This window comes from Rhizobium sp. FG96 (assembly GCF_057808655.1).
The window spans coordinates 110,524-126,083 of record NZ_JBMDIL010000012.1 but is presented as its reverse complement, the minus strand read 5'-3'; the positions used below and the strand labels follow the sequence as shown (position 1 = coordinate 126,083).

Annotated in this window: 15 protein-coding genes; 7 read left to right on the top strand and 8 right to left on the bottom strand. The window is 57.8% G+C overall.

The features are described from left to right. Positions 1-91 precede the first annotated feature (91 nt). On the top strand, positions 92-424 hold the full coding sequence (locus tag ACODR6_RS22825; RefSeq protein ID WP_203431260.1) for a hypothetical protein: 333 nt from the start codon (positions 92-94) through the stop codon (positions 422-424). A 34-nt stretch (positions 425-458) separates the two neighbouring features. Here ACODR6_RS22825 and ACODR6_RS22820 read toward each other — a convergent pair whose 3' ends face one another. The 4 genes from ACODR6_RS22820 to ACODR6_RS22805 form a co-directional block, all read right to left on the bottom strand. Next, positions 459-1,706 (bottom strand): arsenic transporter, encoded by a 1,248-nt coding sequence (locus tag ACODR6_RS22820; RefSeq protein WP_203431259.1) that lies wholly within the window; start codon positions 1,704-1,706, stop codon positions 459-461. Between the two features lie 19 nt (positions 1,707-1,725). Continuing rightward, positions 1,726-4,863, bottom strand: coding sequence for an efflux RND transporter permease subunit (locus tag ACODR6_RS22815; protein WP_203431258.1), 3,138 nt, complete (start codon positions 4,861-4,863; stop codon positions 1,726-1,728). Then, positions 4,860-6,017, bottom strand: coding sequence for an efflux RND transporter periplasmic adaptor subunit (locus ACODR6_RS22810; RefSeq protein ID WP_203431257.1), 1,158 nt, complete (start codon positions 6,015-6,017; stop codon positions 4,860-4,862). The genes ACODR6_RS22815 and ACODR6_RS22810 overlap by 4 nt, the downstream gene beginning before the upstream one ends. A gap of 83 nt (positions 6,018-6,100) precedes the next feature. Further along, positions 6,101-6,601 (bottom strand): hypothetical protein, encoded by a 501-nt coding sequence (locus ACODR6_RS22805; protein WP_449099013.1) that lies wholly within the window; start codon positions 6,599-6,601, stop codon positions 6,101-6,103. A 133-nt stretch (positions 6,602-6,734) separates the two neighbouring features. On the opposite strand from ACODR6_RS22805, the gene ACODR6_RS22800 reads away from it, so the two are divergent. From ACODR6_RS22800 to ACODR6_RS22790, 3 genes are all read left to right on the top strand, one after another. Then, positions 6,735-7,397, top strand: a complete 663-nt coding sequence (locus ACODR6_RS22800; RefSeq protein ID WP_203431255.1) for a response regulator transcription factor — start codon at positions 6,735-6,737, stop codon at positions 7,395-7,397. A gap of 11 nt (positions 7,398-7,408) precedes the next feature. Beyond that, positions 7,409-8,758 carry a sensor histidine kinase gene (locus ACODR6_RS22795; protein ID WP_203431254.1) on the top strand — a complete coding sequence of 450 codons (1,350 nt, stop codon included), beginning with the start codon at positions 7,409-7,411 and terminating at the stop codon, positions 8,756-8,758. A 150-nt stretch (positions 8,759-8,908) separates the two neighbouring features. Then, entirely contained in the window at positions 8,909-9,334 is a 426-nt protein-coding gene (locus tag ACODR6_RS22790) for a sulfocyanin-like copper-binding protein (RefSeq protein ID WP_112718991.1), read from the top strand. A 154-nt stretch (positions 9,335-9,488) separates the two neighbouring features. On the opposite strand, the gene ACODR6_RS22785 is transcribed toward ACODR6_RS22790, so the two are convergent. Then, positions 9,489-9,686 (bottom strand): hypothetical protein, encoded by a 198-nt coding sequence (locus ACODR6_RS22785; protein WP_112718990.1) that lies wholly within the window; start codon positions 9,684-9,686, stop codon positions 9,489-9,491. A 344-nt stretch (positions 9,687-10,030) separates the two neighbouring features. Here ACODR6_RS22785 and ACODR6_RS22780 point away from each other — a divergent pair, with 344 nt between their 5' ends. Next, positions 10,031-10,453, top strand: coding sequence for a hypothetical protein (locus tag ACODR6_RS22780; RefSeq protein WP_130279573.1), 423 nt, complete (start codon positions 10,031-10,033; stop codon positions 10,451-10,453). A 683-nt stretch (positions 10,454-11,136) separates the two neighbouring features. Here the strand turns inward: ACODR6_RS22780 and ACODR6_RS22775 are convergent. Further along, positions 11,137-11,427, bottom strand: coding sequence for a hypothetical protein (locus ACODR6_RS22775; RefSeq protein WP_130279572.1), 291 nt, complete (start codon positions 11,425-11,427; stop codon positions 11,137-11,139). Between the two features lie 1,124 nt (positions 11,428-12,551). On the opposite strand from ACODR6_RS22775, the gene ACODR6_RS22770 reads away from it, so the two are divergent. Then, positions 12,552-12,731, top strand: a complete 180-nt coding sequence (locus tag ACODR6_RS22770; protein ID WP_112719047.1) for a DUF3309 family protein — start codon at positions 12,552-12,554, stop codon at positions 12,729-12,731. Positions 12,732-12,975: 244 nt separating this feature from the next. On the opposite strand, the gene ACODR6_RS22765 is transcribed toward ACODR6_RS22770, so the two are convergent. Further along, on the bottom strand, positions 12,976-13,191 hold the full coding sequence (locus tag ACODR6_RS22765) for a DUF3072 domain-containing protein (RefSeq protein WP_203431253.1): 216 nt from the start codon (positions 13,189-13,191) through the stop codon (positions 12,976-12,978). A 137-nt stretch (positions 13,192-13,328) separates the two neighbouring features. On the opposite strand from ACODR6_RS22765, the gene ACODR6_RS22760 reads away from it, so the two are divergent. Next, positions 13,329-14,030 carry a DUF72 domain-containing protein gene (locus ACODR6_RS22760; RefSeq protein ID WP_203431252.1) on the top strand — a complete coding sequence of 234 codons (702 nt, stop codon included), beginning with the start codon at positions 13,329-13,331 and terminating at the stop codon, positions 14,028-14,030. On the opposite strand, the gene ACODR6_RS22755 is transcribed toward ACODR6_RS22760, so the two are convergent. Continuing rightward, positions 14,027-14,629 carry a J domain-containing protein gene (locus ACODR6_RS22755; protein ID WP_148194602.1) on the bottom strand — a complete coding sequence of 201 codons (603 nt, stop codon included), beginning with the start codon at positions 14,627-14,629 and terminating at the stop codon, positions 14,027-14,029. The genes ACODR6_RS22760 and ACODR6_RS22755 overlap by 4 nt on opposite strands. Positions 14,630-15,560: the final 931 nt, after the last annotated feature.

Here is a 15,560-nt window from a genome sequence, read left to right as displayed (position 1 = left end):
ACGGCGCGGGAACGATTGATCGCGTCGACGCATTTATGCGCTGCCGGACTGAAAATCTCGTGCGCTGGCAGATTTTACGCAAGGAGATAAGATGCTTGAAAGAGTGTTTGCCACGTTCACGATCTGCCTGATTGCGTCAGGCGCCTCAGCCCAGTCCGTGACAGATCCTGCTGTCGATGCGTGCAGGTCAACTGGTCTGCTGGCGTTGCGCGAGCGCGCTCCCGATATCACCGATCTTGTTCTCGACATGGAAAGCATCGCCGTCAGTAAAGCTGACACCCGTGTCGAGGACGTTCCGGTCAAGACAGTGGTCCTCGGTGAGGCGTATATCGCCCGAAAAGATAAGACGGGCGCGCCGGACCGGTTTGTGTGCCTGCTTGGTGAAAAAGGCAAGGTTCTTTTGACGTTCTTTACGGCCCAATAAGGGTTACCTTCAGATCAACGGCATCGCCAGCTTTCTAAAGCGCAGCCAGCGAAGCAATCAGCGCCGGGATCATCACGACCGCCCCCGCCTTTAGAAACGTATACGCGCTTACGGTGATGCCTTCGCGTCGGAGAGCAGACAACCATAGTATGGTTGCCAGTGATCCGGTGACCGAGAGATTGGGGCCGAGGTCGACGCCGACGAGAACTGCCCCCGCCAGCCGGTCGGAAAGATGGGCTGCATTGACAACGCCGCCAGCGAACAATCCGACCGGCAAATTGTTTGCGACGTTTGACAGGAAGGCCAAGCCGATGCCTGTGATCGCTACTGCCTGCCACTCAGAATAGGCACTGATCGCCGTCAACTCGCTTGCTAGGGAAGCGGTCATCCCGGTCTGATTGATAGCCTCTACCACGACAAAAAGTCCAGCCACCAGGAGAATAACACTCCAGTCGATCGCGCGGACGATGCCAAATGGATTTTGCCGGGCAACAGTAAGAACGATGAGCGTGGTGACCGTGGCGGCGATAAAGGTGGGCAACCCCAAGTCCAGATGTGCAGCCGATGCTCCGACGAGAACAAAGGCGGTTGCAACGAGGCCGATGCCCGCAAGCCTCGCCGGAAATGATAATGCAGGTGTTGGAATATCGGCGGCCAAGGTCTCCGACAACAACGCCTTGCGCTGCGTGACGTAGAGCGCGACGAACGTTATCATGATTGCCGCAATCGACGGAACGAAAAACGTCGCCAGCCAGCGGCCCAGTGAGGGCATTTCGCCGCCAGCGAAGATAACGAGGTTTGCGGGGTTGGAAATTGGCAGGATAAAACTCGCAGCATTTGCGATGAAGGCGCAGATGAACACATAAGGCAACGGGTCGTTGACCTTGGCGGCCCGGCAAGCGGCGTATACGGCGGGTGTCAAGACAACGGCGGTCGCATCGTTAGACAGAAGAGCTGTTACGACCACTCCGACGGCGTAGATAAGCGCAAACAGCCTTTTCGGCGATCCCTTGGCACGGGATGTGGCAATTGCCGCGACCCAGTCGAAAAGTCCTTCTCTGCGAGCAAGTTCGGACAGCAGCATCATGCCGATCAGGAACAGGTAAACATCGGTTCCCTTTGCCACGCCCGCCCAGATTTCCGCCGGATTGAGGATACCAAGGACAAGGATCAATCCTGCGCCCAGGACGGCCCAGACGGCTTCAGGTAGCCGGAAAGGGCGAATGACGACGCCAGCCGCAGTTCCTGCAGCAATTGTAAGGGTAAGAGCTGACTGGTTCATATGCATTCCGGAGTGTATGTCAGTGCGCGATCTGCGCGGGTTTTTCCTTGACCTCGGCCCAGTTCGACCGGCGTAAATGGTCGAGCAAGAGGTAGATCACGGGCGTCGTGTACAGTGTCAGCAACTGGCTGACCAGCAGGCCGCCAACGATTGCGTAGCCGAGCGGCTGACGCAGTTCCGATCCCACTCCGTGCCCGATAGCAAGGGGCAGGCCTCCAAGCAAGGCTGCCATCGTCGTCATCAGTATCGGCCGAAAGCGCATTTGCGCCGCCTGGACAATCGCCTCCTCGCTCCCACAGCCCTCCCGCTCGGCCTGAACGGCAAAGTCCACAAGCATAATCCCGTTTTTCTTGACGATGCCAATCAGCAGTATGACGCCTATCATCGCAATAAGTCCGAAATCAAAACCCGCCACCTTCAACGCGAGCAGCGCGCCAAGACCAGCCGATGGCAGTGTCGAGAGAATGGTCAGCGGATGAACAAGGCTCTCGTAAAGAACCCCAAGGATGATATAGACAACAACGAGTGAAGCGACGATCAATAACGGTACGGTTGCAAGCGAGGCTTTGAAAGCTTTCGCGCTGCCCGCAAAGCTCGTTTCCAGAGAGGCAGGCGGATGCATGCCGGCGACTGCGGCTTCAATCGCCTTTGTTGCATCACCCAGAGCAATATCAGGCGCGAGATTGAAAGAGATCGTCACCGCAGGCGACTGACCCTGATGGGCAATCGAGACAGGCGAGACGCCGTCCGTTGACCACTTGGCAACGACCGACAGGGGCACGAGGTTGCCGTTGCTCGCACGTACCGACAGCCGGTCCAGAGTTGCTATGTCGTGCTGCAGGTTTGGCAAGACTTCGAGGATGACCCGGAACGTATCGGTTTGCGTTGAATAGGATGCGACCTGACGCTGACCGAAGGCATCATAGAGGGTATCGTCGACCGCCGATGGTAATACGCCGTAAAGCGTTGCTGCTGCCCGGTCGATCTTGATGGACAGGTTGGGCGCCTCGGCCTGCTGGTCACTGCCGACATCACGCAGTTCTGGAAGGCTTTGCAGCTGACTGGTGACCCTTTTGGCCCAGTTGCCGAGCTCAGCGATATCGGCGTCCTGCAACGTGAACTGATACTGCGTCTTCGCTGGACGTGCGCCGATATTGATGTCTTGGGCCGACGACATGAACAGCTTTATCCCCTGCTGAGCATTGAGCGCCTCGCCCAGCCTGTCGATCACTTGTTTGGCACTGGCGTCTCTTTCATTCAGAGCTTTAAGGGTGATGTTGACATGCCCCTGATTAAGGGCATTTCCGCCATTGCCCCCGCCAATGTCCATGAAAACCGAGTAGACCGCCGGATCCTTCAGGATGATGGCGCTTACGCGCTCCTGCAGCTTGGCCATTTCCGTGAATGAGATATCGGGCGAGGCCTGAGACAATCCACCGATAAACCCGGTGTCCTGTTCGGGGAAAAAGCCTTTGGGAATTGTGATGAACAGGTAAGCCGTCGCACCAAGGGTGGCCAAGAACAGCGCCAGCGTCAGGAAGGGATGGCGGATGAAGGGACGGAGCGATCTGACGTAGCCGGCGGTCAAGGTCTCGAACAGCGCCTCGCCGGTGCGATGAAACCATCCTTCCTGCGCCGGGTTGACCGGGCGAATGAATTTCGATGCCAGCATCGGGGTCAGCGTCAGCGAGACGAGCGCCGATATGGTGATTGCGATCGTCAGGGTCAGCGCGAACTCTCGAAACAGTCGTCCGACGATACCGCCCATCAGCAGGATCGGGATCAGCACGGCAACCAGGGACAGGCTGATCGAGACAATCGTAAAGCCGATCTCTCGAGAGCCCCGCCTGGCCGCTACCTCCGGTTCGACGCCTTTCTCGATATGACGCGTGATGTTTTCCAGCATGACGATGGCATCATCGACAACGAAGCCGACTGCCACGACGAGAGCCATCAGGGAAAGATTGTCCAAGCTGAAGCCAAGGGCCCACATGGGTGCGAGCGAGCCCGCAAGCGCGATTGGCAGGGTCAGGGCGGGTATGATGGTCGCCCTGAGGCTCCTCAGGAAGAGAAAAATGACGGCGACGACGAGACCGATGGTCAGCATCAAGGTGAACTGGACGTCGTCCACGGATGCACGGATCGTTGTCGTTCGATCAGTCACCAACTCCAGCCGGATCGACTTTGGAAGCGAGGCTTGCAACGCTGGCAGCTGCTCCTTTACCGCATCCACCACGGCGATGACGTTGGCCCCTGGTTGTCGAAAGACGTCGAGCGCAATGCCACGCGTGCCGTTCGTCCAATGCGCCATCTTGTTATCTTCTGCGCCATCAATGGCCAGGCCAATGTCGCGGATACGTACGGGGCCGCCATTTCTGTAAGCTATGACCGCATCATTCCATTCAGCGCTGCTCCCGATCTGATCGTTCGTGTAGATCGGGAAGGTTCGGGTTGGATCGTCGATATTGCCTTTGGGTGCACTAAGGCTGAGATTGCCGATCGCGCTTCGAACGTCTTCCAGCGTCACGTCAGCCTGCGCCAACCTCCCAGGATCGACTGAAATCCGAATTGCAGGCTTTTGCTTGCCGCCAATGTTGACGAAGGCGACGCCGTCGACCTGGCCGATTTTCGATGCGACGTTGCGCTCGATATATTCGTCGAGTTCAGGAAGAGGAAGCACGTCCGACGTTGCTGAGAGCTGCATGACAGGTGCATCGGCCGGGTTTGCCTTATGAACCCTCGGCAGCGACGTCATGTCTTTGGGCAGCTGTCCTGCGGCTTCACTGATGGCCGTCTGCACATCGCTTGCCGCTGTCTGGATATTCTGGTCGAGCCCAAACTGCACGGTTATGGAGCTGGTGCCGAGAGAGCTGTTAGAGGTCATTTCGCTAATGCCGGACACGCGCGATAGGGCGTCCTCTATCGGCTGCGCAACGCTGGCGGCCATCGTTTCAGGCGAAGCGCCGGGAAGATTGGCTTCAATTTGGATCGTCGGGAAGTCGATTTGTGGTAGTGCCGATACCGGCATGAACGGGTAGCATATTGCCCCGAGAAGAAAGATACCGCTCATGATCAGACCGGTTGCAACCGGATGAGCGATGAAGAAGTCGAAAAAGCCCCCCGACCTCGAAGTGTCGCTGTTCTCCTCGATTGTCATGGTTTGGTCGCTCCGGATAGCTGGCCGGTAGGCGAACCGCTCCATGGGGTGACGACAACCTTTGCGCCGTCACCGATACGCGATTGGCCGTCCATAACAACCTCCTCGCCGTCGCCGATACCTTCGCTGACGAGCGCCATGGCGTCGGTGACAAATGCCGTCTTGACGCTACGACGGGCCACCTTGCCATCCGCTTCAACGACATAGGCATAAAGGCCGTCCTGTCCACGGGCGAGGGCCTTGTCAGGCACGACGATCCCTGTGCGCCTTTCGACTGTCAGTCGCGTTGCGACAGGAAGCCCTGGCCAAAGAATGCTTTTGGCATTGTCGAACGTGGCCTTGAGATGAATCGAACCATTGGACGCATCGACAGAATTGTCGAGTGTCGTCAGCTTGCCCTCCGCCAGGGTTTTGCTGCCGTCGGTACTTGTCAATCTGACGGCCGCGATGCCACGCTCGAGCGCCGCTCGAATCTCACCGAACCGGTCGCCGGGAGCGACAAAGGATACGCCGATCGGGTCCATCTGCGTGATTGTGACGACGCCGCCGGTGGAGGCGGCGGTGACGACCGAGCCGACGTCGACCTGTCGAAAGCCGGCTCGCCCGGCAAAGGGCGCGGTTATGGTGGCGAAGCCGAGCTGGGTCTGCGCATTTTTGATGAGCGCATCATCGTATTGAACGGCTGCTAATGACTGTTGGCTCGATGCCGTCTTTTGCTCCAGGGTTGACGCGGAGGCTACGCCCTTATCAGCAAGTGCAGCATAGCGCTGGGCGTCGGTTCGCGCGCTATTGAATTGTGCTTCGTCCTGAGCCTTCTTGGCCCGCGCAGAGGCAAGCGATGACAAAAGTTCGCGGTCGTCGAACTTAACGAGAGTGCTACCCTTTTCCACCATTTGCCCCTCATCGAACAGGATTGCGACGACCTGGCCGTCGATGCGCGGCCTGATCGTCACTGACTGGAGAGGTGAAACCGTGCCGATACCATTGATCACACGGTCAAGGATGGCCGTTCGCGCTGCGATCGCCGTGACCGGGATCGCAGGCTGTTCGTCCGCCATCAAGGGACAGGTCATCTGGACAAGAATGCTGAAGGTAATCAGCGCGCAGCCGAGCTTGCCCGGTGCGGCAAGCGGTTGAGCCAAGGATTTGATCATGCCCGCCACTCCGTGAAAGCCGCCGATTAACGCACGCCGACGAGTTTGGTTTCATCGGCGCGCGTCAGGTCATAGTCCGCCCTTCAACGGCGCAACTCACGCAGCGCTTCGCCGATTGGCCCGCCATGAGGCGGGGGACCAGGCGGGGGACGAAGTGCGTCGGTTCTCCCATTCTGATGGACGACGTAGCTAGCGTGCAGGAAGCCATGTTCGAAGCGGCCCTGGACGCTGACAGGCTCGCTGATGGCGACAATGCTTCCGCTCTCACCGGCAGGCCCCGTCTCGATGAGCGCGCGGCCTGTCTCGTCCTGAACGATGAACTTGTTGCCGTAAATTTCTGCTACCGTCCCTTTGACCGTGACGGTGCTCCAATCATCTTTCAAGCTGGAGATCGATGTCGGTGTCAAAGGTGCGAGATCGACGTTTGGGCGGGTGAATTTCATTGCTGCCGCTCCGCCAACCGCTCCTATGGCGAGCACGGCAAAGGCTGCGATGCCAAACGCGGCTACGTGTGCTGCTCCTCTCCGTCCGCGTTGTGGTCGTTCCAGATGCGCCGCTTCGTGGGTCGCTGGGTCATTCGACATGTTCGGTCTCCAGGTTGTTTTGACGTGCCGACTATAGTCCTGACCGCCCGACAGAGCCTGAACGCCCATGTTCAGTTTGAGTTAAGCGAAAACGCCCTATTTCGGATGGAGCATAGGATGATGTGGATTAAACATGCGCATTCTTTTGGTGGAAGACGACGTCGATCTTTCGGCCCGCATTGCAGCCAGTTTGCGTGCGGAGAATTTTGTGGTTGATATCGCCCGAAACGGTGAGGACGGTGAGCATGCCGGTTTGACGGAAATCTATGACGTTGTGGTGCTCGACCTCGGTCTGCCAAAGAGTGACGGGGTCACGGTTCTTAAATCGTGGCGAAGCCAGGGACGTAACTTTCCGGTCATGGTCCTGACGGCGCGTGAAGGATGGCCAGACAAGGTTGCGGCATTCAAGGCAGGGGCCGACGACTTCTTGACGAAACCCTTCCGCTTCGAAGAGCTTGTTCTTCGCTTGCGGGCTCTGGTCCGGCGCGCGGCAGGACACGCAGCTTCGATCGTGCAATGTGGCGACATATCCTACGATGCACAGCTCGGGACGTTCGAGCAGTCGGGACTTCCTCTCAAGCTGACAGCCTTTGAATGGCGCGTGCTTTCCTGTCTTATGCTGCGCAAGGAAACCATCATCGACAAGCGCGAGCTGCTCGAGAGGGTCTATGAAGGCGACGCCGATGTCGATTCCAATTCGATCGAAGTCATTGTTGCACGGCTGCGGCGCAAGATCGGGGCGGACCGGATCGAGACGGAGCGGGGGCGCGGCTACAGGCTGACGAAAGGGATTTGATTCGGGACGCTATGCGAAACCAGTCGACACTGGCGGGCCGGCTTATATGGTTCTCGGTCGCCTACGCCTCGCTGGCGGTGATTGTCACGTCGCTTGTACTTTGGTTCGTCATTGCCGGCGTTGTCAGAGAGCAGGTCGATCAACGCCTGGACCTTCAGATCGAGACCATACGCAATGCAATCGTTATCGGCGCTGATGGCGGTGTCGGCTTGCGAGGATCTGTGGATGCCCCTCCTTTCGACCGGCAAGGTTCCGGTTGGTACTGGCAGGTCGAGGCAAAGGGCCAAAGGCTGTCGTCGCGTTCTCTTGGCAGCGAAACGATCGAAAGCCCACCGTCGCCGTTTGACTGGCGTCGGTTGCTGACAGGCACCTCACAAGCAGCCGACGGAGGTGACGGCCGCGGCGGGGATCTGCACTTCCGGGTCGCGAGGACTTTTGTCGGCGGAACCGGTATGGAGATTGTCGCCTCTGCCCCCTCATCTGCGTTGAGCGTGCCCTCGAAGAGGGCATTGGTCTTTCTGGTTCCCGCCATGCTGATACTGGGTGCCTGCTTGATCATCGGAAGTGTTCTTCAGGTGCGCTTTGGACTTTCTCCGCTTCGCAGGCTTTCCGGTCAAATCGCTGAGATCGCGACGGCGCAGCGATCCGCCCTGCCGCCAGCACAAGCTGCCGAGCTTTTTCCAATAGTGGAGGAAATCAACCATCTGGTCGAAGCCAACAGACTTCGTCTGGCCCAGACCAGGCTTCAGTTTGCCAACCTGGCCCATGGGCTGAAAACACCAGTGGCAGGCCTTGGTCTTGCTCTCAATGATGATAACGATCCAAGCGGAGCGTCGAGGGCGCTCGTGGCGCGCATTGACCGGAACATCCGACATCACCTCGGTAGGACACGGTCCAGCTTTGCCGATGCAGGTCATTACTTTTCGATCGAGCTGGCTCCAAGGATCGACGATATTCTGGAAATGATGTCGAGGATCTACGCGGACCGCAAGATCGTCATCAGGAATAGCGTTTCGAGTGGAACCTTTCTGAACTGTTCTCCGGAGGATGCAGACGAGATACTGGCAGGCATCATCGATAACGCCTTCAAATGGGCCGCTTCGGAGGTTCAAATCTCAACCACAATCGAGCAGGACAATGTCGCCGTCGTCATCGCGGATGACGGCCCGGGCATCGAGGAAGCCTTTATCGGTGACGTCCTTTCTCCCGGACGCCGGCTGGATGAGACGAAGCCAGGCGATGGGTTCGGGCTTACTATCGCGGCAGAGCTGGCTGAAATGTACGGCGGTTCGGTCGAACTGGCCGTGCGACAAAGCCATGGCCTGGTGGTGACGATCAGGCTTCCGGTCGCCATGCGCTGATCAGCCAGACGCTCTGTGCCGCAGGAATACTGTCGTTGACTCGCGCCTGGACGATGACGCGAATATTTCTGTTATTTCTTGATTTCAGGTAACTGTCAGATTTCGCCCCTATGTGCCTCTGGTTTTGTTCAATCCAGGAGACCTGAACGCATGCTGCAAAACAAGAGCATTTTTGCTACGCTTTTAACGCTGTGTCTCGCGACGCCAGCGCTTGCCGCAACAACGGTGACGGTGACAGAAGGCGGAGAGGGCGGCGGACCAATGACCCTGACCGTCGACCAGCCGACCGTGAAGGCAGGCGACGTGCTGTTCAAGGTCCACAATGATGCGATGACCGAGGAACATGAAATGGTTCTGGTCAAGCTCAAGAGTGCCGACCAGCAGGTCTCCGTCGTCAAGGGCAAGCATCGCGTGGATGAGAAGCAACTCAAGAGCCTAGGCGAAGTGTCCGACCTCAAGCCTGGGGCCGACGGCACACTGAAGGCCAAGCTCGCTCCAGGTTCCTATCTCTTGCTCTGCAACATCAAGGGGCATTACGAAGCGGGCATGCATGCCACGCTGACTGCAGTCAAATAAGCCGCCGTCGGGCGGCGTGGCGCCGCCAGACATTTTATTCGGGGCATGATGCGTCACTCTGCGGCATCCTTGCGCATAACACTTGCGGAGAGAAGAAGGCTTCTCGCCAACTTGTCACGCAATCGTAAGCCGTTTGGGTCTTTGAGCATCTGGTCTAGAAGCAGTGGATCTCGTCGCAAGACGGATCGGCTGCTTCTTCCTGTGGGCCATCAGGTTCGATTGTCGCTGGTGCTGCAAATCCGATGTCGGCAAGAATTTGTGCTTTCGTCGCAATGGAGAACGCCTCGATGGCATTGATGAGATCTTCTCGTCCGCCTCGACGATAGATTTCGGTCGCTTTTGCAAAAATCATGACGTCTCCCTCGCTGCGCCCGCTCAGGCGTGCGCGCGATCCTTCGGAAGTAGGAGGAGCAAGGTGTTAGTCAACTCATCCGAAAGCGGTAGAGCGCGGCCAGCAGACGTGCATCAGCCGATCTCAACGTCCGGCTTTCGCAGGAGGCCGGGCACTGCCCGGCAGCCTCGATGATATTAGGTCTTCAATCGTCCTTTTGCGTCGCAACTTGCTCGGTCATTGCGGCGCGGTGCAAGCGGCGGTCTTTGCCGCGTGAAACCCTCGTCACCTCGCTACTTATATCTCGACTTTCTTCTGCCGCCATGCAACTAAAGATCGTCTGCCTTAGTGCCCAGGGGATTGATGTGTCAGTCAGCTATGACGAAATTCTGGCCGCAGCAAATGCAGCACTGGAGCCAACGGCTGCGGCATATACAGCGGTGCACGACAATGCTGGCAGCGCGAAGGTCAAGGCAGCGGTCGCACGTGCCTGGAAGACAGTTCACGAAGCAGCAGAGCTTGTCTTAGAGGCGGATCAACATGCGCTGAAGCGCTCGACATTTCGCGGCAACGACTTGAAAGAGTTGATCGGCATTGGAGTGGCCTTGGTGGAAGGGTCGATGAAGAAGACCATGGAACAACCGCGCCAGGTCGCCAATCTTTTGCGTGAGATCGAGACGGTGCTCCGAAACGTGTTCCGCTCGCTGAAAATCGTCGACGCGAGAGTTGAGGCTATCACAAAATTAACGAGCCCAGAACCCATTCGTGCCTCGTCGTCGGAGCGCTGACCGTGCCTTGACAGGCCGGGGTGGCATGTGGCGTGCAGTTCGGCTGTCGCGGGACCGTCGACCTCTCAATATCTTTAGAAACTCGCGGCGACTACGCTCATCGATCACGACCTTCCTCACGCCTTGGTTGTACGCTTTAGGTGTCAGCTGCTCCAGCGGTGTCTTCAACGCGTCCCACTGACCACACTATTGGCGCTTGGCCCCAAGCTGACGATATCAAGGAGCTCAGACATGCTGAAGAAGACCACTCCGAGCAGGACAAAAATTGCCAAGCTGAGCAGCGCCGTTCGTTTTTTCATAGCGCAGAGCTAACGCAGTAGCGACACGCAACAATCGGACTTAGGTCCGACGTCTTTCTAAGATTTCCAAGTTCTGCAGTCTTGTCGGCCGGGGTTGACGTCGCTGAGGCCTCGGCGCGAGCTCTTGCGGGGATATAGAACACCGCAAAGAAGCCTCGACAATTGCGCGGAGCTCGTCCATCGAGGCGGGCGCCGCTCGCCCAACAGGCGCGTCCTTTCGCGACGGACACCGGCAAACCGTGCGCACGAAGCTCACGACACCGTCCCGCATGGTGTGTACCACAATTTTGTTGACGATCGGCCGATGCAGTTGCAACTCCCGGCGGAGGCGTATCGCGGTCGATGATTGCTTGAGCCGAGGCGCCAATCCTGACGATGGGCAATTCACCGACTGTTGCGCTCGATCAGGCGATTGAGCTTGCCGTTGCCCCAGGAGTGATAAGATGCTCGAACCGGATTTCGGGGCTGCGGGGCAAGGCGGCGGTTGATGACGGACGAAAACAGCAGACGCTTGAGACGCGCATGGCCTCGGACGCCATGGCTGTACAAGTCGTGAAGCAGGGCGCGAATTTCGAACCATTCATCCTCTGATGAGATCGGCAGATCCTCCTCCAGCTCGCGCAGTATCTGGAGACAGGTTTCGCTCAACGGAGATTCTGTGCTTTCTTCCACCATGTTACAGGGACGATCCGCGCTCCAAGCTGGTAAGACACTTAAATTCGGTCAGACGTTTAAACGAAAATTGCAATTACGAAAAGCCCGCCGTACTTAAGGAGGCACCCCACAATGTCGGTTCTGCTGCTCAAGCCTCGCCGGCGAGGGTCTTGATCAATTCGAACAGGCTTTGTGATCATGACGAATGCTTATTCAGCGGGCCTGCCTCTTGGGGAGGCGGCGGGTCTTTGACTGCAAGAAGTGCAGCGTCGTGATCGTCAGTGTGGATATTTCTTCACCGAAAGGCACTACCGGAGTGGTCCCGGGTATGCCCGCAACTGCTGCAATCGGCCAACCCAATCCGGTCCGACCTAGTTCGTATTGTTGCACGTCCTGAAACACAATGGCCAGCTTCTCAGGCAGAGCGGCTGAGATATTTTCAGCATTCTTCTCCGGCTTTGCAAACGCGCGCCCACATCAACGTCGACCTGCGACGGGATGGAAGGCGGACGTCGTGACATGACGGATCGTTTCCGATGTGTGGTCTCGGTAGAGGACGCGTGGGATGCGAAGAGGCAATCCGACCGATCGGCGCGAATGTTCCTGCAAGCGCCGTAAGCGAAGAATGACACGAATGAAGGTGGTGAGCATTCTGTCGGTCTAGCCCGTCAAGCAGCGCCCCGGTATGCCGTCACTCGCTGCCGGGGTGTTGCGACGCAGTCTGAAAGCGGCAGGTGGGCTAGGCACTACCGCAATGGCCGCAACTGCCCCCGGCGGTCAAAGTCCTGCAAGTTGAGGACGTCGACCATCCGGTCGGCTTCTGGTCCGTCCAAGCAGTCGAGCGTGACGCCATGAAACTCTGCCGGCCATCCCGTAAATATGTCGATGACGGAATAATTCCGATCAAACGGGTTCTTCGAGATTTGGTAGCGTAAATGATCCATTGTGAAGACAAAATAACGTCGGTGCCACCGCGATCAAGAGGCTTGAGGGTCAGCTGCCACTCCTATCAGAACGGCTTTGTAAGGCGAGCCCGATTCGCTCGCGCATCAAGTTGGAGGCAACCTAGACATAAGGACTCTGGGCCCTAACTAACTGATTGCAGTGCCGTAATGGCAAAACTATCAATGACGAAGGATGCTCATATGACAACACTCATAATCATCATTGTTCTTATACTCCTCCTCGGCGGCGGCGGCGGCTACTACGCCCATGGCAGATATGGCGGGCGCGGCTTGGGGGGCGTGCTTGGCCTTGTCGTTGTCATCCTGTTGGTACTTTGGCTGCTTGGTGCGCTGCATGGAGGCGCTGCCCCGCCAGTGTGATCTGCCAGGTTGGGTGGCGGCAGAGGTCGCCACCCGCCCCATGCCTTGGACAATTCGATCGAGCAGAGGCGGCGCGCATGGCCCTAATGAGACCCGGCCGATGGCGATCGCGTTGAACTTCGATGTCATGACGGCTACGGCGGCGAGACCTCCAGAGCACGATAGTCGATCGTTGCCAATGCCGTTTGCACCCGACGCAAGTCAGCCGCGTCGAAAGCACCTTGTGCGCCGGCGCGCCCCTTCGTCATTCCAGGTCGAGTGAGCGGCGTAGGTCCTCGATCCGCTTGGAGGCCTTTGCTTTTGTCAGGTCTTCCGAGAAGGCGTCAGAGCGGTGGGCCTGCTCCGACAAGGTCTTGAGGTAGGAGCTTTGCGCCCCGGTCATTGGCTCGTCGCCACTCACCCAGTCGTCCGGGTCCTTCTGTGTGTTCGACGAACTGTCCGGTTTTGAATTTTCACGCATGCCGATCTCCTGAAAACTGAAGTCGTTCCCCAAACGTTCCGGAAGCGCGGTGGTTCCAATCTATGTTGGTTGGCGTGGAACCAGGCCCAGGTCTGCTCCGTTTCGCCTTGATGATTGTCAGCTGCGAGGACATCGATTTGCCGACCATCGCTACGGCAGGCTGGTCCATTCCAAAGAAAAACGCCGATCGGTTCGCTGAAGAAGGAAGCGCCCTGACACGATATGCTTCCATCTTCGACGGCGTAGAGATCAATTCGACCTTCTACCGCCGACACCGGCCGTCCACCTTCGCGCGATGGGTCGACGCAGTACCGGATGCATTCCTGTTCTCGGTAAAGCTTCCGAAGGAGGTCACTCACGAGCGAGCGATGAGAGACATCGCTGCGCCGTTCCAGACGTTCCTTGGCGATATCGCACCATTGGACAAAAAGCGCGGACCTCTTCTTTGCCAGCTGCCGCCGTCGCTTGCCTTTAATGCTGAGGTGCTCGCACCGGCCTTCAGGATAATGCGCGACGCCGATGATGGACCGGTTGTTGTTGAGGCACGACACGCGAGCTTTTCGTGCAGCGAGGCATTGGATCTATTAAAGACATATGCGATGGACCGTGTTCTTGCAGATCCTGCGCCGGTCTGGCCAGCAAACGATTTTGACAGGCGACCAAGATACATTCGTCTGCATGGCACGCCAAAAATTTACTGTTCAAGCTACAGCAAGGAGGAAATCCGTTCATTCTGCGATCTGCTGGCGTCGGACAGCTGGTGCGTTTTCGACAATACAGCTTCGGGCGCTGCAATCGAAAACGCAATGACGATGCGCCAGCTCCGCGAGCCATCCTAACAGAAGCCGCTGCCTTTGAGGATTCTATAGGCATTGATCGTGGCCCTAAGGCGATCCTCCGACTGCCGATCCCCGCTATTGGCGTCCGGATGGTCGAGTTTAAGCCGCTCTTTATATCGACGTCTTATGTCGTCTGCGGTGGCATCACGCGGGAGCGCGAGCGTGTCAAAGGCCTGGGCTTCAAGTGGCCTCAGCTTTCGCAACGAAATAGTGCCGGTCGGCTGGACGGCTTTTCCGCGCGCTTTCAGTGACTTTGCCGAACCCGAGGGTATCGACGAGGGCAGTGGCGTCTCCAAAGCCTGGTGATTTGTTCTGACGCCACGCGCCGGAATTCTGCCAGCGGCGGCGTCGAGCTGATATCTCGCGACGACGGGGTCTGATTTGCCTGGCGAGTAGTCGTAGCCCTTGCTGTACTGTCTCGAGTGTCCAGCGCAAAACATCAGGTAGAGCCCATCGGCGGCGCCCCCAACCGGTGCGCGGTGAGTGCCGGCGCTTTCGCACCCTTCCCACTGACACTTAGGGCCAGTCTGCTCCTGAGTTGCGCTGCGCCGTCCACTGCGTGTTGGCCGGATGCCAACGAAGATCTTATTATCGCTCATTGGACTGCTATATGGCGAACACTTTGTGCAGGGCAAGCGTGCGATCGATCATCGTATCCTGACGGCAACCTCGCGAGCCCTCAAGGCATAGTGTGACGGCGGTTCGGCCGGCAGTTACGACCTCGTCTCCCCCTTTGACCTCCGCTCTCGCGGCCGGCGGTGACGTTCTTGAACGCAAACGAGATTGCACCGGTCTGTTCGGGTGAAGGACCAGGTTCGAGCTCTCTTCACATCCCTGGCGTCCTCTCGTCGTGGATCATTGTGCTATGGACACTGAAAGACGGCGGGCTCGGCCGGAGAATGGATAAAAGAAAAGGCTCGTCGCATTCCGGTACGACGAGCCTTTGACATGCAGGGGTCTCGATCATCTTACTCTACTACCCCAGCTGACATAAAGTAACAGCTCTAAGCTGTAGGGCAATTCATCCGAAAGACGTAGTTCACCAACCGGTAGGTTGTAGCGGACCGGCCCTCCGAAGAGATCTCGCCCTTTGAACTGTAGGCCATCCTCAGCAACGCTCGGAGCAATTCTTGTCGTTCTCGCTGAGCAGCGGGCGCAGTCTGTGCTGACCGGTGTCCCATTCCCTGCTTCCAGAGCCTCCCGGCACTCGGTCTCCAATGCTCTTTTGCCGCAGTAATCTTTGATGAGGCCATGAACCATGGAGATTTCGTCAGGTTCAATCGGCTGCTTGCCGCGCCTGCCGAATGCTTGAAACATCCCATCGCCTAACCATGCCTATCAAGCGCGCAGACCATCGGCTGAGGAGACGCAGACGCAACGACATATCAAATGCGCGCGCCAGGAGGCGCGACGGTGATGAAGGCCCAGCTCTCCTGTCGAACAAGTGCCGTCAGGATTGGCGATATGGTAACACGTCGATGCGACCGTTGGACCCACTGCTGCACCGCAGCCGAGGCTTTGCGCGGTCGA